This window comes from Leifsonia lichenia (assembly GCF_054780215.1).
Genome location: NZ_BAAGWT010000001.1, coordinates 494,231 through 511,219 on the forward strand (window position 1 = coordinate 494,231; position 16,989 = coordinate 511,219).

General features: G+C 69.0%; 18 protein-coding genes. 2 read left to right on the plus strand and 16 right to left on the minus strand.

Going from position 1 to position 16,989, the window contains the following annotated elements; all coding sequences use genetic code 11:
- Positions 1-49 precede the first annotated feature (49 nt).
- From ACYVGI_RS02335 to ACYVGI_RS02350, 4 genes are all read right to left on the minus strand, one after another.
- Complete coding sequence (locus tag ACYVGI_RS02335; RefSeq protein ID WP_460631048.1) at positions 50-682, minus strand: hypothetical protein; 633 nt, start codon at positions 680-682, stop codon at positions 50-52.
- A gap of 44 nt (positions 683-726) precedes the next feature.
- Positions 727-1,245: an amino-acid N-acetyltransferase gene (locus ACYVGI_RS02340; protein WP_460631049.1), complete on the minus strand. Its 519-nt coding sequence runs from the start codon at positions 1,243-1,245 to the stop codon at positions 727-729.
- A 146-nt stretch (positions 1,246-1,391) separates the two neighbouring features.
- The gene (locus ACYVGI_RS02345) at positions 1,392-3,917 is read right to left on the minus strand and encodes an ATP-dependent Clp protease ATP-binding subunit (RefSeq protein ID WP_460631050.1); all 2,526 of its coding nucleotides are present in this window, start codon (positions 3,915-3,917) and stop codon (positions 1,392-1,394) included.
- Positions 3,918-4,046: 129 nt separating this feature from the next.
- Complete coding sequence (locus ACYVGI_RS02350) at positions 4,047-4,478, minus strand: hypothetical protein (protein ID WP_460631051.1); 432 nt, start codon at positions 4,476-4,478, stop codon at positions 4,047-4,049.
- Positions 4,479-4,536: 58 nt separating this feature from the next.
- Between ACYVGI_RS02350 and ACYVGI_RS02355 the strand changes: the two genes are divergently transcribed.
- Positions 4,537-5,517, plus strand: a complete 981-nt coding sequence (locus tag ACYVGI_RS02355; protein ID WP_460631052.1) for a pirin family protein — start codon at positions 4,537-4,539, stop codon at positions 5,515-5,517.
- Here the strand turns inward: ACYVGI_RS02355 and cls are convergent, their stop codons facing one another.
- Positions 5,518-6,981 (minus strand): cardiolipin synthase, encoded by a 1,464-nt coding sequence (cls, locus tag ACYVGI_RS02360; RefSeq protein ID WP_460631053.1) that lies wholly within the window; start codon positions 6,979-6,981, stop codon positions 5,518-5,520.
- Between the two features lie 112 nt (positions 6,982-7,093).
- Complete coding sequence (locus tag ACYVGI_RS02365; protein ID WP_460631054.1) at positions 7,094-7,267, minus strand: hypothetical protein; 174 nt, start codon at positions 7,265-7,267, stop codon at positions 7,094-7,096.
- A 40-nt stretch (positions 7,268-7,307) separates the two neighbouring features.
- Between ACYVGI_RS02365 and ACYVGI_RS02370 the strand changes: the two genes are divergently transcribed.
- Positions 7,308-8,192 (plus strand): cytochrome c oxidase assembly protein, encoded by an 885-nt coding sequence (locus ACYVGI_RS02370; RefSeq protein ID WP_460631474.1) that lies wholly within the window; start codon positions 7,308-7,310, stop codon positions 8,190-8,192.
- Positions 8,193-8,541: 349 nt separating this feature from the next.
- Here the strand turns inward: ACYVGI_RS02370 and lysS are convergent, their stop codons facing one another.
- The 10 genes from lysS to folE form a co-directional block, all read right to left on the minus strand.
- A complete protein-coding gene (lysS, locus tag ACYVGI_RS02375; RefSeq protein ID WP_460631055.1) occupies positions 8,542-10,056 on the minus strand; it encodes a lysine--tRNA ligase in 1,515 nt (504 codons plus the stop codon).
- A gap of 118 nt (positions 10,057-10,174) precedes the next feature.
- Positions 10,175-11,059: a pantoate--beta-alanine ligase gene (gene panC / locus ACYVGI_RS02380; RefSeq protein ID WP_460631056.1), complete on the minus strand. Its 885-nt coding sequence runs from the start codon at positions 11,057-11,059 to the stop codon at positions 10,175-10,177.
- A gap of 60 nt (positions 11,060-11,119) precedes the next feature.
- Complete coding sequence (locus ACYVGI_RS02385; protein WP_460631057.1) at positions 11,120-11,878, minus strand: DUF2520 domain-containing protein; 759 nt, start codon at positions 11,876-11,878, stop codon at positions 11,120-11,122.
- Positions 11,878-13,713, minus strand: coding sequence for a PH domain-containing protein (locus ACYVGI_RS02390; protein WP_460631058.1), 1,836 nt, complete (start codon positions 13,711-13,713; stop codon positions 11,878-11,880). The genes ACYVGI_RS02385 and ACYVGI_RS02390 overlap by 1 nt, the downstream gene beginning before the upstream one ends.
- Complete coding sequence (locus tag ACYVGI_RS02395; protein ID WP_460631059.1) at positions 13,710-14,195, minus strand: PH domain-containing protein; 486 nt, start codon at positions 14,193-14,195, stop codon at positions 13,710-13,712. Before ACYVGI_RS02395 ends, ACYVGI_RS02390 begins: the two co-directional genes overlap by 4 nt.
- Positions 14,179-14,658: a DUF3180 domain-containing protein gene (locus ACYVGI_RS02400; RefSeq protein ID WP_460631060.1), complete on the minus strand. Its 480-nt coding sequence runs from the start codon at positions 14,656-14,658 to the stop codon at positions 14,179-14,181. Before ACYVGI_RS02400 ends, ACYVGI_RS02395 begins: the two co-directional genes overlap by 17 nt.
- The gene (folK, locus tag ACYVGI_RS02405) at positions 14,655-15,233 is read right to left on the minus strand and encodes a 2-amino-4-hydroxy-6-hydroxymethyldihydropteridine diphosphokinase (RefSeq protein ID WP_460631061.1); all 579 of its coding nucleotides are present in this window, start codon (positions 15,231-15,233) and stop codon (positions 14,655-14,657) included. The genes ACYVGI_RS02400 and folK overlap by 4 nt, the downstream gene beginning before the upstream one ends.
- On the minus strand, positions 15,230-15,616 hold the full coding sequence (gene folB, locus ACYVGI_RS02410) for a dihydroneopterin aldolase (RefSeq protein ID WP_460631062.1): 387 nt from the start codon (positions 15,614-15,616) through the stop codon (positions 15,230-15,232). The genes folK and folB overlap by 4 nt, the downstream gene beginning before the upstream one ends.
- Positions 15,609-16,412 carry a dihydropteroate synthase gene (gene folP, locus ACYVGI_RS02415; protein ID WP_460631063.1) on the minus strand — a complete coding sequence of 268 codons (804 nt, stop codon included), beginning with the start codon at positions 16,410-16,412 and terminating at the stop codon, positions 15,609-15,611. Before folP ends, folB begins: the two co-directional genes overlap by 8 nt.
- Positions 16,409-16,984 (minus strand): GTP cyclohydrolase I FolE, encoded by a 576-nt coding sequence (gene folE, locus ACYVGI_RS02420; RefSeq protein ID WP_460631064.1) that lies wholly within the window; start codon positions 16,982-16,984, stop codon positions 16,409-16,411. The genes folP and folE overlap by 4 nt, the downstream gene beginning before the upstream one ends.
- Between the last annotated feature and the right edge of the window lie 5 nt (positions 16,985-16,989).

Here is a 16,989-nt window from a genome sequence, read left to right on the forward strand (position 1 = left end):
CAGTTACTGGCATCTCGCGCCCCGGGCGCCGCCGCGGCGCGCGCACCGGTCAGTTGAGGATGAACTGCTTCGTCTCAGCCGACTTGATGCCGGACACCGACGTGGTCAGGTGGTACGACGCTCCCCCGGCGGGAACCTGCTCGCGCGTCTGCTGGCAGGTGGCGGGGTCGGAGCGGGTGCGATCCCACTCGATCGGCGTCTGCGACGACACCGTCTTGCCCGGTTGCAGGAGCACTTCCGCATCCACTTTGTCCGACTGGCAGTCCGTGGACTTCCAGTACGTCTCCGACCCGCTGGTGATCGTGAACACCTGCTGCGCCGTTCCGGCGTCGATCTTGCAGGCGACCGTCCCGGTGTTCGTGATCGAGACCGTCAGCTTCGGCAACTGACCGGCGGCGTACGTGTCCGCGTCCGTGTTCGCCGCCACCTTCACGTTCGCCGGTTTGCAGGCCTGGCCGCTGGCTGTCGTGTTCTCCGTCGGGATGCTCGTCGCGCCATTGCCGGACGTGGAAGGCTTCGACGTGGTCGCCGCTGGTGCCGGCGCACCCTCCGAGGAGCCCGGCCGCACGACGATCAGTACGATGACCACGATCACGGCGATCACGCCGAGGGCGAGGAGGAGCCGGCGTCGCCAATAGACGGTGCTCGGCTGGGGGCCGACAGGGTGCTTGAACGTCGACATGCCTGCAGAATAGCGGCGGCTGCGGCGAATGCCGCGGCAACGCGCTAGAGCTGCTTCAACATACGAGTATTTCCTAAGGTGTTGGGCTTCACCCGCGCCAGATCGAGGAACTCCGCGACACCTTCGTCGTGCGAGCGGACCAGTTCCGCGTACACCTCAGGGTCGACCGTCTCGGTGCCCATGTCCTGGAAACCGTTGCGCTCGAAGAAGCCCACCTCGAACGTCAGGCAGAACAACCGGCTCAGCCCCAGCTCTCGTGCGTCGTCCTCCAGCCGCCCAAGCAGCGCGCGGCCGATGCCCTTTCCGAGCCACGCGTCCGACACGGCGAGCGTGCGCACCTCGGCCAGGTCCCGCCACATCACGTGCAGCGCCCCGCAGCCGATCAGTTCGCCGTCCGGCGTCTCCGCCACCCGGAACTCCTGCAGCGACTCGTAGAACACCACCGCGTCCTTGCCGAGCAGGATTCGTCGCTGCACCAGCGGCTCCACGAGCTCCTGGATGCGCACCACATCGCTGGTGCGCGCCCGGCGGATGACGAACCCGGCGCTGTCTGAACCACTCACCCGCCCAAGCCTAGCGATCATCGACCACGTGGATGCGCATCCCCCGGCTCCCCCGCACGGCACGCAGCCGCGCACGCAGAAGCGGGGCCGCCGCAGTGGCGACCCCGCTTCCGGGATACTCAGTCCCCCTCAGGAGACGACGACCTCTACTCGGACGACGCGGCCAGGTCCGGCGTCGCCGGTCCGGTGCCGATCGCGGCCGCGGCGTTGACGCCCGCCCCGATCGGCTCCTTGCGGGACTCCGTGGTGAACACGAACTCGCCGTCCTTGAAGTCGACGTGCACGTGGTCGCCCGCGTTCAGCTCGCCGTGCAGGATGCGCTCGCTGAGTCGGTCCTCGATCTCGTGCTGCACTGCGCGGCGCAGCGGACGGGCTCCGAGGGTGGGGTCGAAGCCGACCTCGATCAGGCGCTCCTTGGCCGCCTGCTCCAGCGCGATCGTCATGTCGCGGTCGAGCAGCCTGTCGGAGAGGCGCTTGATGAACAGGTCGACGATCTGCAGCAGTTCCGCCTTGTTGAGCTGCGGGAACACGATGATCTCGTCGACGCGGTTCAGGAACTCTGGCTTGAAGTTCTTCTTCAGCTCCTCGTAGACCTTGCCGCGCATCCGGTCGTAGCCGGTGGTCGGGTCGCCCTCGATCTGGAAGCCGACGGGGCCGCCGGAGATGTCCTTCGTGCCGAGGTTGGTCGTCATGATGATGACCGTGTTCTTGAAGTCGACCACGCGGCCCTGGCCGTCTGTCAGACGTCCCTCCTCCAGGATCTGGAGCAGCGAGTTGAAGATGTCCGGGTGCGCCTTCTCGATCTCGTCGAACAGCACGACGCTGAACGGCTTGCGGCGAACCTTCTCGGTGAGCTGGCCGCCCTCTTCGAAGCCGACGAATCCGGGAGGGGCACCGAACAGCCTGGAGACCGTGTGCTTCTCGCCGTACTCCGACATGTCGAGGGAGATCATGGCCGACTCGTCGTCGAACAGGAACTCGGCGAGCGCCTTGGCCAGCTCGGTCTTGCCGACGCCGGTGGGGCCGGCGAAGATGAACGAGCCGGACGGACGCTTCGGGTCCTTGAGGCCTGCGCGGGTGCGTCGGATGGTCTTGGAGAGCGCCGCGATGGCCTCCTCCTGACCGATGACGCGCTGGTGGAGCGCCTTCTCCATGAAGACGAGGCGAGCCGACTCCTCCTCGGTGAGCTTGAACACCGGGATGCCCGTGGCCTGGGCCAGCACCTCGGCGATGAGTCCCTCATCCACCTCGGCCGTGGTCTTCACGTCGCCGGAACGCCACTGCTTCTCGAGACGCAGACGCTCGCCGAGGAGGTTCTTCTCCTCGTCGCGGAGCGATGCGGCCTTCTCGAAGTCCTGGTCTTCGATGGCGGCTTCCTTCTGGGAGCGGACGGCGGCGATCTTGTCGTCGAACTCGCGCAGCTCCGGCGGGGCGGACAGGATCGACAGGCGCAGGCGTGCACCGGCCTCGTCGATCAGGTCGATCGCCTTGTCAGGGAGGAAGCGGTCCTGGATGTAGCGGTCGGCGAGGTTCGCGGCGGACACGATCGCGCCGTCCGTGATCGACACCTTGTGGTGCGCCTCGTAGCGGTCGCGCAGCCCCTTGAGGATGTTGATCGTGTGCGGCAGCGACGGCTCGTTCACCTGGATGGGCTGGAAGCGGCGCTCGAGGGCGGCATCCTTCTCGAAGTGCTTGCGGTACTCGTCGAGCGTGGTGGCGCCGATGGTCTGCAGCTCGCCGCGGGCGAGCAGCGGCTTCAGGATCGACGCGGCGTCGATGGCGCCCTCTGCGGCTCCGGCACCCACCAGGGTGTGGATCTCGTCGATGAAGGTGATGATGTCGCCGCGGGTGCGGATCTCCTTGGTGACCTTCTTGAGGCGCTCCTCGAAGTCACCGCGGTAGCGGGAGCCTGCGATGAGCGAGCCGAGGTCGAGCGTGTAGAGCTGCTTGTCCTTCAGCGTCTCCGGGACGTCGCCGCGGACGATCGCCTGGGCGAGGCCCTCGACGACGGCGGTCTTTCCGACGCCGGGCTCACCGATCAGCACAGGGTTGTTCTTGGAGCGGCGCGACAGGATCTGCATGACGCGCTCGATCTCCTTCTCGCGTCCGATCACCGGGTCGAGCTTGTTGTCGCGCGCCGCCTGGGTGAGGTTGCGGCCGAACTGATCGAGGATCTGGCTTCCGGCCTGCGCGGTCGCCTGATCGTTGCCCCCGACCTGGACCTGCTCCTTGCCCTGGTAGCCGCTGAGCAACTGGATGACCTGCTGGCGCACGCGGTTGAGGTCGGCGCCGAGCTTGACCAGCACCTGGGCTGCGACACCCTCGCCCTCGCGGATGAGGCCGAGCAGGATGTGCTCGGTGCCGATGTAGTTGTGGCCGAGCTGCAGCGCCTCGCGCAGGGACAGCTCGAGCACCTTCTTGGCGCGCGGCGTGAACGGGATGTGTCCCGTCGGCTGCTGCTGGCCCTGGCCGATGATGTCCTGGACCTGCTCGCGAACGGCATCGAGCGAGATGCCGAGCGACTCGAGCGCCTTGGCGGCGACACCCTCACCCTCGTGGATCAGGCCGAGCAGGATGTGCTCCGTCCCGATGTAGTTGTGGTTGAGCATCTTGGCCTCTTCTTGGGCCAAGACGACGACGCGGCGGGCTCTGTCGGTAAATCTCTCGAACATGTCTACTCCTCAGACGCCGTTGCAGGGTTGGCGTCGATACAAAGAGAGTAACCACCGGGAGCGCCCCGCATAGCCCCTGTTCGCCGTGGGCGTGACGGCGATTCCGCCGACTGTTCCGGATGCGCGGTGTCAGCCGCGCAGACCGGGCAGCGTGAGCGTCGTGTCCGGCAGGGTGACGGTCACGTCGGAGGTCGTCGTCACTCCGGACGGCGTGTCGAAGATCGTGGTGTGCGGCACGTAGTCGCGGGTGCAGATGCCGCCGGGGGCCGGCGCCAGGGTGGCCTTGAGCTGGTTGCTCGCCGTGACGGAGACCGATGCGACCTTGGGCGGGCAGCTCGAGCTGCCATAGAGCACGATCGCGAACTGGTCGCCGCTCTTCATCCACGCCGCCCACGCCGCGCCGCCCGCGCTGCTCGCCGGCGCTTCGACGCCTTTGGGCTCCCCGGCGTAGTCGTCCACCGGTTTCGAGGACGCCGACGTGCATCCGGTCAGCGCGAGACCGGCCAGGAGGACGCCGACAGCAGCCACGGATGCGCGGGTCGCCGCGTGAGTTCGATGCACGCACTCATTCTAGGAAGTCCGGGGTCGTTCCTCGCTGAGCGCGTTCTAGGATGCACGTGTGAGCAACCTGGAACGCGACCCGGCCGAGGTGCTGGTCGGCGACGACCCGGTGGTGCCGGGCGCCCCGGTCGAGATCCTGGAGCCGCGGGAGGTGCCGCTCGGCGGCCCGCGCGCGATGAACGTGCGCCGCACGCTGCCGCAGCGCCGCCGTTCGCTGATCGGCGGCTGGTGCTTCATCGACCACTACGGTCCTGACGACGTGTCGGCGACCGGCGGGATGCGCGTCCCGCCGCATCCACACACCGGGCTGCAGACGGTGAGCTGGCTGTTCGAGGGCGAGATCGAGCACAGGGACAGCGTCGGCAGCCACGCGATGGTGCGGCCGGGCGAGCTCAATCTGATGACGGCGGGGCGTGGCATCAGCCACTCCGAGGTCTCGACGCCGGAGACCACACGACTGCACGGCGTGCAGCTCTGGGTGGCGCTGCCGGACGCGTCGCGCGCGACAGAGCCGTTCTTCGAGCACCACGTTCCCGTGCCCGGCAGGCTCGGCTCCGCCGAGGTGCGCACGTTCGTCGGGCGACTCGCGGGCAGCGGAACGGACGCAACGGTGTTCAGCCCGCTGGTCGGGGCCGAGCTGCTGCTGCGCGGGCCAGGCGAGATCGTCGTGCCCCTCGACACGACGTTCGAGCACGGGATCCTGGTGGATGCGGGCGACGTGACGGTCGCGGGCGTCGCCGTCCCGCGCTCCCACCTGGCGTACCTTCAGCCCGGGGGTGACTCGGTGACGGTCACCGCCGGCGACGGCGGCGCACGACTCGTGCTGCTCGGCGGCGAACCGCTCGGCGAGCAGATCGTGATGTGGTGGAACTTCATCGGCCGCAGCCACGAGGATGTGGTGCAGTACCGCTCCGAGTGGATGCGCGACGTGATCGAAGACGAGGACGAGCACGGCCGGTTCGGCGTCGTCGCCGGGTACGACGGACGCGCGCTGCCCGCTCCGGAGCTGCCGACCGTGCGGCTCAAGCCCCGCGGCTAGCTACTGCAGCGCCGAGGTCAGCCGCGCGAGGTTGTCGAGCACTGTGGAGCGCAGCGGCTGCTTCATCCACTCGTCGAGGGTGAGTTCGCGACTGTCTTTGCGGTAGCCGTCCTCCACCGCCCGCATCTCGTCCACGAACGAGCGGCCGCGCACCATCAGCGACACCTCCATGTTGAGCTGGAAGGAGCGCATGTCCATGTTGCTCGACCCGATCACCGCCACGTCGTCGTCGATCGTGAAGTGCTTGGCGTGCAGGATGTACGGCTTCTTGTACATCCAGATGCGCACCCCGGCCCGCAGCAGCGCCTCGTAGTACGATCGCTGGGCGTGGTAGACGAGCGCCTGGTCGCCGATCTCGGAGACGAACAGGTCGACCGCGATGCCGCGCTGCGTCGCCGTGGTGATGGCCATGAGCATCGACTCGTCCGGCACGAAATACGGCGACGTGATGACGATGCGCTCCTGCGCGTAGTACAGCAGCGCCAGGAACAGTCGCAGGTTGTTCTCGCCGGGGAAACCGGGACCGGACGGCACCACCTGGGCGTCGAGCGCGTTCGTGGTGAGGTCGTCGGTGATCGGCTCGGTCTCGCGCCGCAGCAGCTCGTCGGTCTCCGAGTACCAGTCGGTGATGAAGATGGCGTTGAGACCGGCGACGATCGGCCCCTCCAGCCGCACGATCAGCTCTTTCCACTTCAGGCCGCGCTTGATGTTCGACTTCTTGTTGTAGCTGCGGTCGATCACATTCTGAGAACCCATGAAGCCGACCTTGCCGTCGACGATGAGCAGCTTGCGGTGGTTGCGGAGATCGGGCCGCTGGTATTTGCCCTTGAACGGCTGGACCGGGAGCATGAGGTGCCAGGACGCGCCCATAGCGGTGAGGCGTTTGGTGGTCGCCTTGTAGTCCCTGGTGCGGAACGACGCCACGTGGTCGAGCAGGACGCGCACCGAGACGCCGCGCTTCACCGCATCCTCCAGCGCGTCGAAGAACGGCTTGGTCGTCTGGTCGCAGCTCAGGATGTAGAACTCGACGTGCACATACTTGCGCGCCTTCGCGATCTCCGCGGTCATCGCATCCAGTGACGCCTGATAGTCGCCGTTCAGAGTCGCCGTGTTGCCGCCGACCAGGGGCATCGCGCCGAGATTGCGGTTGAGCGCGACGACCGACTCGAGCCACGGCGGCCACGGGTGCTCGCGGCTCACGCGCTCCATGCCGTCGGTGGACTCGATGATGAAGCGGTTGATCTCCGCCTGCTTGTCGCGGCGGCGCTTCGGCAGCTTGTACGACCCGATCAGCAGGAAGAACAGCACGCCGATGTACGGGATGAAGAAGATCGCGAGCAGCCAGGCGGTCGCCGACGACGGCTTGCGGTTGCGCGGGACGACGATGATCGCGATGACGCGGATGACGAAATCGATCAGGAGCAGCAGCACCACGATGGCGGTCGTGAGGAACCCTGCGTCCATCGGCGCGCATCCCCTTCACCGCTTGTGTGGGCGCGCTGACGTGCGGGCCCTATCGCATACCGTATCGAAGCGGCGGGCTGGAAGGTACCCACGACGCGGCCGGAGTGTGCGGCTAGGCCTTCGGCGCGATGCCGCGGCGGGCGCGCTCCTCTGCTTCCATGCGCGAGTAGACCTTACGCTCCGTGCGGTCGGCACGGATGATGAGGCGCATGATCAGCCAGAAGAGCAGACCGACGAGGACGGTCGGTGCGAGCGACCAGACAATCCCAGCTACGACGTCATTCATAACCTGATAATGGTAGCCCCTGGACCTGAGAACGGAATCCATCACGCCTCCCTTCACCGTCTTCCTCACCACCTGGCACTTCGACCCCGTCGCCGCCGTCGCGCTCGTCGCCGCGGCCGGGCTCTATCTCGCGGGCATCCTGGCGCTGCGCCGCAGGGGCCACCGCTGGCCGACGGCGCCGACCGTGTGGTTCTTCGCGCTCGGCCTCGGCTCGTACGCGTGGGTGTCGTTCGGCTTCCTCGGCGCATACAGTTCGGAGCTGCGGTGGGCGTTCACCACGAGGATCGCGCTGCTGCTGTTCGCCGTGCCCGCGCTGATCAGCCTGGGCAGACCGGTCGCCCTGGCCCGCGTGGCGCTGGAGGGACGCCGGGCGAGCAGGCTGGAGGCGACGCTGCGGTCCCGCGCGATCCGGCTGTTCGGCAATGCGATGTTCGCGCCGCTGTTCGCGTGCGCGGTGTTCCTGGTGTTCCTGACGCCGGTCGCCGCCGTGCTGCGCGACAACGCCTGGTCGGAGTGGACGATCACCATCGTCACGCCACTGGCCGGGATGCTCATGGTGCTCCCGATCGCCGCCCACTCGATCATCCGCACCAGCTTCTTCGTGACGGTGGAGTTCCTGCTCGCGTTCGTGGAGATGCTGCTGGATGCGGTCCCCGGCCTGCTCCTGCGGCTGAACGACGGCATCCTGGATCACGCGCCCGCCGTGCTCGGCCACCTGCCGTTCTGGTTCCCGAACGCGCTCCACGACCAGCATCTGTCCGGCGACTTCCTGTGGTTCATCGCAGAAATCGCGGACGTGCCCGTGCTCATCATCCTGTTCATCAGGTGGATGCGCCTCGACCGTCGCGAGGCCACCCGCTTCGACGACCTCTCCGACGCCGAGCTCGACGCCCTGACGCAGGCCCACCTCCGCCAGCGCCCCTAGGGCCCGTGCGCACGCCCCGTGCAAAACGCGCGGTGCACGACGCGGCGACCGCACGCTTCGCACGAGGCGCCAACCGCCCGCCGCACACGCACACGCACGAGTCGTGCGAAACGTGCGGTGCAAGGCGCGGCGACCGCACTTTTCGCACGAGCCGCCAACGGCCCGCCGCACGTGCAGGCGCACGGCTCGTGCGAAACGCGCGGTACAAGGCGCGGCGACCGCACCTTTCGCACGAGCCGCCAACCGCCTCGCGCAGGCGCAGGCGCACGAGTCGTGCGAAACGTGCGGTGCACGACGCGGCGACCGCGCTTTTTGCACGAGGCGCGCGGCGGGCGCGACGCGGCGCGCGCTACTTGACGAGCGGGAAGAGGATCGTCTCGCGGATGCCGAGGCCGGTGAGCGCCATCAGGAGGCGGTCGATACCCATGCCCATCCCGCCGGACGGCGGCATACCGAACTCGAGCGCACGAAGGAACTCCTCGTCCAGGCGCATCGCCTCGACGTCGCCGTCCGCCGCCAGCTTGGCCTGCTCCACGAAACGCTCGCGCTGCACGACCGGGTCGACCAGCTCGGAGTACCCGGTGGCGAGCTCGAAGCCGCGCACGTAGAGGTCCCACTTCTCCACCACGCCGTCGCGCGACCGGTGCGCACGGACAAGCGGGCTGGTGTCGACGGGGAAGTCCATCACGAACGTCGGGCGCACCAGGGTGTCCTTGACGAAGTGCTCCCACAGCTCTTCGACGTACTTTCCCGGCAGGGGATGCTCGATCTCGATCCCCTCCACAGCCGCGATCTCGCGCAGCCTCTCCACAGGTGTCGCCGGGGTGATCTCTTCGCCGACCGCCTCCGACAGGCTGTCGTACATGCGAATTCGATCCCACTCCCCGCCGAGGTCGTACTCGGTGCCATCGGCCCAGGTCACGACGTGCGAATCGGAGATCGCCTGCGCGGCGTTCTGGATGAGGGTCTGAGTGAGGTCGGCGATGGAGTTGTAGTCCCCGTACGCCTCGTACGCCTCCAGCATGGCGAACTCGGGCGAGTGTGTGGAGTCCGCGCCCTCGTTGCGGAAGTTGCGATTGATCTCGAACACGTGGTCGATGCCGCCGACGACGGCGCGCTTGAGGTACAGCTCCGGCGCGATGCGCAGGTAGAGGTCGGTGTCGAACGCGTTCGAGTGGGTGACGAACGGACGGGCGGATGCTCCGCCGTGCATCACCTGCAGCATCGGGGTCTCCACCTCGATGAAGTTCCGCTCCGAGAACGTCTTCCGCAGGCTGGCGACGGTCTTGGCACGGTCGATCACGTTCCTGCGCGCCTGCTCGCGAGCGATCAGGTCGAGGTAGCGGCTGCGGACGCGCGTCTCCTCGTTGAGCTCGTTGTGCAGGTTCGGCAGGGGAAGCAGCGCCTTAGATGCGATGGTCCAGCTCTCGACCATGATCGACAGCTCGCCGCGGCGGCTCGAGATCACTTCGCCGGAGACGAAGAGGTGGTCGCCGAGGTCGACGAGGTCCTTCCACTCTGCCAGCGACTCCTCGCCGACGGCAGCGAGCGACACCATCACCTGGATGCGCGTCCCGTCGCCGGACTGCAGCACGGCGAAGCAGAGCTTGCCTGTGTTCCTGAGGTGCACGACACGACCGGCGACGCCGACCGTCTCCCCGGATACCTCGTCGGCCTGCAGGTGACCCCACTTCTCACGCACGGCGGGGATGGTGGTGGTGATCGGCACGGACACCGGGTATGCGCCGCCCGCGGCGTCCTTCGCCTCGGCGATCAGGCGCTCGCGCTTGCCGAGGCGGACGGCCTTCTGCTCGCTGATCTCGTCAGCGGAGAGTTCAGGCTCGGTGGTCTGCGCGTCGGTCATGAGTGTCTTTCGTTCGAGCGGGATGCGGCTGGTGGAGCTGTTCTGGTCGGCTAGTGGTGCTGTGCTGGTCGGCGGGTGGAGCTGTGCGGGCCGGCGGATGCCCGTCCGCGCCAGCCGATCAGTGGATGCTGATGCGCTCGTTGTCGATGAGCCTGGTCGTTCCGACGCGGGCGGCCACGAGCACCACGGCTGGACCGTGGTGGTCTTCGGCGACGGCGAGGAACGAGTCCGGGTCGACGACCACGAGATAGTCAAGCTTAACGGCTGGCTCGCTGTCGATTCGTTCGCGGGCGGCGGCGAGCACCGCATCCACTCCTCCTGGCGTGCCGGACGCAGCGCGTGAGGCTGCCGCGAGTGCCTGGGAGAGCACGACGGCGGCGGCGCGGCCGGCGGGGTCGAGGTAGGCGTTGCGGCTGGAGAGCGCGAGGCCGTCTTGCTCGCGCACCGTGTCGACCACGGCGATCGAGGTGGGGATGTTCAGCTCGTCGACCATGCGTCCGACGAGGTGCACCTGCTGGGCGTCCTTCTGGCCGAACACCGCGACGTCGGGAGCGACGATGTTGAACAGTTTGGCCACGACGGTGAGCATCCCGTCGAAGTGGCCCGGACGGGAGGCACCCTCGTAGAGCGAACCGACGGCGCCGGCGCTGACCCTGGTCTCCGTCGGGCCGTTCGGGTACATCTCGGCGGGGGTCGGGGCGAACACCACGTCGGCGAGGCCGGTCAGTCTGGACACGTCGGCGTCGAGCGTGCGCGGGTAGCGGTCGAGGTCCTCTCCCGGGCCGAACTGCAGCGGGTTCACGAAGATCGACACCACCACGATGCCGCCGAGATCCCTGGCGTGCGAGACGAGCTGGAGGTGTCCGTCGTGGAGCGCGCCCATCGTCGGCACGAGCACGACGCGACCGTCCGGCGCGTCTGCGCTGCCCCCGAGCGCTGCGTCCCTGCGCGCGGCGGCGATCCGTGCGCGGAGTTCCGGGATGGTGGTCACGACGTCAGGCATCTGCTCCCCTAGCGGCCGGTGCACCTGGTGGGCGCGGAGAAGAACGGCCAGTCATCCAGGCTACTCGCCGCGGAGGAACCAGCCGCGGTCGCCGCTCTGCGGATCGTCGAACACCTCGGACAGGTCGATGGCTGCCGGTGCGGACGCCGTAGTGATCGCGTTGTCGACGGCGGAGCGCAGCAGCGAGCTGAGGAACGGGCCGGGGTTCTCCACGCCGATGTCGCGCAGGATTCCGGTGGACTGCTCCACGATCGCGCGCGAGAACGCCGTCGCGGTCGCGACCGCCTCTGCGTACGCTTCCCGGTCCTGCTCGGCGATGACCACGGGCTCTCCGCCCATCTCCACCACCAGCGCCTGCGCGATCGGCAGCACCGTCGTCGGCGCCGTCACGGCGAAGTAGCTCTCGGCGAGCCTGGCGAGGTCGAGGCTGGTCCCTGTGAACTCGACGGCGGGATGCACGGCGATCGGGATCGCACCGGCGGCCGCCGCCGGCTGCAGCACGGACACGCCGAACCCCGGCGCGGTGTGCATCACGATCTGGCCGGGCTGCCAGCTTCCTGTGGCGGCGAGCCCGGCCACCAGGGCGGGCAGCTCAGCGTCCGGCACGGCGATGACCACGAGTTCGCTTCGCTCGACGAGCGTCGGCACGTCGAGGATGGGCGCGTTCGGCAGCATCGCGCCCGCCCGCTCTCTGCTCGCCTCCGACACGGCGGAGACTCCGACGATGGCGTGCCCTGCCCCCGCGAGCGCTGCGCCGATCACCGGACCGACGCGCCCCGCCCCGATGATTCCGAGGCCGAGACGTCCAGAGCGCTGCATCAGTGATTCTCCTCGGGGATGGTGGGGACGGCGGGGGTTTCGGAGACGGCGGGAGTTTCGGAGATGGCGGGGGTTTCGGAGACGGCGGGAGTTTCGGAGACGGCGGGGGTTTCGGCCGCGACAGGAGCATCCGGAGCAGCGAGCGGAGCAGCATCCGGAGCAGCATCCTGCGCGGCGAGCGGAGCCGCCTGCTGGAACGGCAGCTCCGCCCAGCGGTGGCTGCGGTCGGACTGCGCGGAGACGATCGCGCCGGACGCGACGTCGTCGAAGAGGGTGACGCTCTGTGGGGCGTCCAGCGCGGCCAGCCGCGGACGCACAGGGCCGGACACCGTGTGGAGGCGGGCACCGGCGAGGCCGAGCAGCCTGGCGATCGGGCCTTGTTCGATCTCGACGCTCTGCAGGCGCGCAAGCGGGACCATTGCCAGGCTGCGCCACACGATGCCGCGGCGCAGCATGATCACGCCGTCGACGATCCGGTAGCCGTTGCGCTGCCACGAGAACGGGCGCACCCAGGCGGCGCGGCGCGGGCTGCCGGTGAAGGCGTCCCTGCCCTTCGACGTCATTCCCGCAGCGATCAGCTCGCGGTGCTCGTCCGTGGCGAAGTTCGGGAGCACCAGGCCGAGCACACGGGAGACGTCCGCGGCGTCACCGACCGGCAGCATCGTCGTGTTCGGCTGGCCGGCAGCGCCCTTCTCCTTCGAGTGCCCTGCGGTGTCGATGCGGATCTGCCACCAGCCGAACGGACGCCAGAGCAGCGGCTGCAACACCTCGACCGCGTGGATGCGCCCTGGCGGCAGTGTCTCGTTGCTCAGGGTCAGCAGGCCGAAGCCCACCCGCACCCCGTCCGGCGTGCCGGCGATCGAGTAGCGCAGCGACTTGGTGAAGCGGTTGATGTAGAAGCTCGCCGACCCGAGCAGGCCGGGCAGCACGATGAGCAGCAGCCACACCCGGCCCGTGGATGCGCCGATCACCAGAAGGGCGACGACCACCAGCAGGAAGATGGTGAAGCCGCTGAGCACCAGCGACCCCATCAGGCGAAGCGGCGGGATCTTCACGACCGACTCGGGCGGAGCGGCGTTCGGGTCGAGCTCGGGGGCGATGAACTCGTTGACGCGGCGGGACACCAGGTCGGAGACAGCACCGACACGCCCGTCCGGCGCACCAGGCGCCACGGCACCGTCCGCCACGGCACCGTCCGCCACCGGGCCCGCTGCCACTTGGCCAGCCGCAACCGTGCCAGCCGCAACCGTGCCAGGGGCTACCGAGCCGGCGACCGCCTCGCTCGCCCGCACCCCCGACGCCATCCGCAGCACGTCGCCGCGCAGCCCGTCCGCCAGCGACGAGCCCAGGTACGCGAGCTGCACATTCGCGTCGTGCCCTGCCACGCTGATGTCGAGCTTGGCAGCCCCGAAGATCCTGGCGAGCACAGGGCGCACCACATTGATGCCCTGGATGCGGTCCAGCCGTGCCTTCCGCTGCGTGCGGAACAGGATGCCGCTGCGCACCTCGACCGCGTCGTCCGTGATCCGGAAGCTGTGCATCCGCCAGGACAGGTAGAACGCGCCGAGGCAGAGCAGCAGCACCGCCGCGATGGCGAGCAGCGCCCAGCCCTCCCAGCCGTGGTCGTAGATCTGGTCGATCGGGTCGCCGCCGAAGTCCGGCGTTCCGACGAAGAAGCCCACGATGCGCTCGCGCAGGTTCGACAGCACGAAGCCGAGGATCGCCACGAAGACGATGCCACCGCGCAGCAGCGGTGTCGCGGGGTGCAGGCGGTGCCACTCGCCGTCCGTGTACCGCTCTGCGGCGCGCTCCGCTGCGCTGAGCGGCGCGCTCACAGCCCCGCCCGCCTGCTCTCCGCCAGCTCGACGAGGCGGTCCCGCAGTTCGGCGGCGACCGGCTCGGGGAGGCCGGGGATGACCACGCTGGTCGACGCCGCCGCCGTGACGAACTTGAGGTCGGCGAGGCCCAGGATGCGGCCGACCGGCCCCCTGTTGATGTCGATGAGCTGCATCCGGCCGTACGGCACGGACACGAAGCGCTGGTACATGATGCCGCGGCGGAACAGCAGGTCGTCGTCGCGCATCCGGTAGCCGATCGAGCGGGCACGGCGCGGCGCGATGATGAGGCCGACGATCGTGCCGACCACCACGACGGCCAGCAGCAGCCAGCCCCAGCTCCACTGCGCGACCAGCCACAGGAACGTCGCGGCGGCTGCGAGCACGACGCCGCTGACGATCGCGCCGACGATGACCACGACCACGTATTTCGGGGAGACGCGCTGCCACTCCCCGACGCTCAGATCAAGACGATTCGACATGGACATTCTCCGGATCGCCGTTCTTGTCGTCTGGTGGGATGGTGCAGAGGAATTCGGCGACGAGCCCGGCGATCAGCAGCACGGCGGCGCCGATCGTCGCTGCGACGGTCAGCCAGACAGCGCTGCCCGTCGGGATCACCGCGCGGCTCAGGAGGTAGGCCAGGAAGCCGGCGCCGAGACCGGTGAGCAGCGCGCCGGACAGGCTGCACGCCTTCGCCAGCACCACGATGCGCATCGCCTGGAACGGATCGATGGCGCGCGAGCTGCGGCCGCGCGTCGCACGCCGGATCGGCACCGCGAACGCGACGACGATGATCGAGACGGCCACGAGCGTGATCGGCAGCGTCAGCGGAGGGATGAACACCGCGAGCCCTGCGCCGGACAGCGCCAGCTCGACCAGGAAGCCCGCGACCGCCGCGACGACGCCGAGCACGATCAGCGAGACGGGACTCGTGCGCTTCACGATGCGCTCCCCCCAGGTCGGTGGATCGGAGATCGGTGGATGGGGTCGTAACGGTGCACCGGATCCGTGGCGCGGGCGGCGAGGTCGGCGACGCGTCCGTGGCCGGTGAGCTGGGCATCCGGTGCGATGTCGAGCCACGGCACGAGCACGAACGCGCGCTCGGCCGCCCGGGGATGCGGGAGGGTCACGCGCTCGTCGTCGGAGACGATGCCGTCGTAGTCGACGATGTCGATGTCGATGGTGCGGTCGCCCCAGCGCTCCTCGCGCACGCGGCCGAGGGCGTCCTCTACGGCGTTCACCGCGTCGAGCAGCGCGAGCGGGTCGAGGATCGTGTCGATGACGGCGACCGCGTTGAGGTAGGCGGGCGCGTCGTGATCGATGCCGTCGAGTTTCAGAGCGGGGGTCTCGTAGAGCGGCGACACCGCATCCAGGTGGATGCCGGGGGTGGCTTCGAGCGCGGAGACGGCGGCGCGGATGTTCGCAGCTCTGTCGCCCAGGTTCCCGCCGAACGCGAGCACGGCCGGGTGGCCGACGCGCAGACGCTGCGGCCGGGGCGTCACCCCTCCCGGCGTCACGACCGCTCCCGGAGGATGCGCACGGCAACATCGCCGAACGGAACGCTGATCGGGGCGTCCGGCTTGTGCACGGTCACCTCGACGGCGTCGACGGGTGGATGCGCGAGCACCACCCCGGCCACACGCTCTGCGACCGTCTCGATCAGGTCCACCGGATCGCGGCGCACCGCGTCGGCGATCTCCTCCGCGAGCTCGCCGTAGTGGACCGTGTGCGCCACGTCGTCCGACGATGCCGGCGCTGCGAGGTCGAGCCACGCGGTCACGTCGACCACGAAGTCCTGCCCGTTCTGCCGCTCGAAGTCGTAGACGCCGTGATTGGCGCGCACGCGGAGGCCGGTGAGGACGATCGCGTCGGACGCGTGGGTCGTTGCTGGCCTAGTCATCGCTTCCAGCTTGCCACGCCCGCACGACATCGAGGGCGATCCTGGTGGATGCGACATCGTGCACCCGCACCGCCCACGCACCTTCGCGCGCGGCGAGGGCACTGATAACGGCCGTGGGCGCATCCCGGTCGGTGGCCGGTGCGCCGTCGTCGAGCAGCGCGCCGAGGAAGCGTTTGCGGGACGCGCCGATCAGGATCGGGTAGCCGAGGGTCTCCAGCGCTGGCAGACCGGCGAGCACCTGCCAGTTGTGCTCCCCCGTCTTGGAGAAGCCCAGCCCAGGATCGAGGATGAGCCTGCTCGGGTCGATGCCGACGTCGAGCAGAGACGTCACGCGGGCGGAGAGCTCGGCCCGCACCTCGCCGACCGTGTCGGTGTAGCGGGCGAGCGAGTCCATCGAGTCGCTCTGGCCGCGCCAGTGCATCACCACGTACTGCAGGCCGGTGTCGAGCAGAGCCTGGGGCATGTCGGGGTCGGCGAGGCCGCCGGAGACGTCGTTGATGATCGCGGCGCCGACCGCCGCCGTCTCCCTGGCCGTGCCGGCGTTCATCGTGTCGACGCTCACCGTGATGCCGCGGCGTGCCAGTTCGCGCACGACGGGAACGACCCGCGCTTGCTCCTCCACGGGATCGACGCGGAGTGCGCCGGGCCGGGTGGACTCGCCTCCGACGTCGATGATGTCCGCGCCCTGCTCCACCAGGTCGAGCGCGTGCTCGATGGCGGCGTCCGGCTCCAGCCAGAGGCCGCCGTCGCTGAACGAGTCCGGCGTCACGTTGAGGACACCCATGATGAGCGTCACGCGATGCCACGCCCGATCAGGGTGACCAGCTCCGCGCGGGCTGCAGGCTCCGTGAACGCCCCGCGTGCGGCCATCGTGACGGTGGTGCTCTGCGTCTGCCGAGGGCCACGCGTCGTCACGCAGGTGTGCGCAGCGTCGAGGACGACGAAGACGCCGCGCGCCTGCGTGCCGCTCTCGATCGTGTCGGCGATCTGCTCGGTGAGCCGCTCCTGAAGCTGCGGGCGGGCCGCCAGCGTCTCGACCACCCTCGGGATGCGCCCGAGCCCCACCACCTTCTCCCCCGGCAGGTACGCGACGTGCGCGACGCCGAGGAACGGCAGCAGGTGGTGCTCGCAGACCGACCGGAACGCGATGTCGCGCACCAGGATGGTCTCCGCCTTCTCTGTTTCCAGCGGGACGGCCTCGCCCAGCTCGGCCGCCGCATCCTTGCCGAGTCCGGCGAAGAACTCGGCGTATGCGTCCGCGACGCGCGACGGTGTCGCGGCCAGCCCTGGACGCGCGGAATCCTCGCCGATGGCGGCGAGGATTTCGGCGACGGCTGCCTCGATGCGCGGACGATCGAAACCGGTCATGCGCG

Bases quoted from the DNA above. Each gene is read 5' to 3' on its own strand.
- ACYVGI_RS02335 (WP_460631048.1), bottom strand. From the start codon at position 682: ATGTCGACGTTCAAGCACCCTGTCGGCCCCCAGCCGAGCACCGTCTAT.
- ACYVGI_RS02345 (WP_460631050.1), bottom strand. From the start codon at position 3,917: ATGTTCGAGAGATTTACCGACAGAGCCCGCCGCGTCGTCGTCTTGGCC.
- cls (WP_460631053.1), bottom strand. From the start codon at position 6,981: ATGGACGCAGGGTTCCTCACGACCGCCATCGTGGTGCTGCTGCTCCTG.
- ACYVGI_RS02365 (WP_460631054.1), bottom strand. From the start codon at position 7,267: ATGAATGACGTCGTAGCTGGGATTGTCTGGTCGCTCGCACCGACCGTC.
- lysS (WP_460631055.1), bottom strand. From the start codon at position 10,056: ATGACCGACGCGCAGACCACCGAGCCTGAACTCTCCGCTGACGAGATC.
- panC (WP_460631056.1), bottom strand. From the start codon at position 11,059: ATGCCTGACGTCGTGACCACCATCCCGGAACTCCGCGCACGGATCGCC.
- ACYVGI_RS02385 (WP_460631057.1), bottom strand. From the start codon at position 11,878: ATGCAGCGCTCTGGACGTCTCGGCCTCGGAATCATCGGGGCGGGGCGC.
- ACYVGI_RS02395 (WP_460631059.1), bottom strand. From the start codon at position 14,195: ATGTCGAATCGTCTTGATCTGAGCGTCGGGGAGTGGCAGCGCGTCTCC.
- folB (WP_460631062.1), bottom strand. From the start codon at position 15,616: ATGACTAGGCCAGCAACGACCCACGCGTCCGACGCGATCGTCCTCACC.
- folE (WP_460631064.1), bottom strand. From the start codon at position 16,984: ATGACCGGTTTCGATCGTCCGCGCATCGAGGCAGCCGTCGCCGAAATC.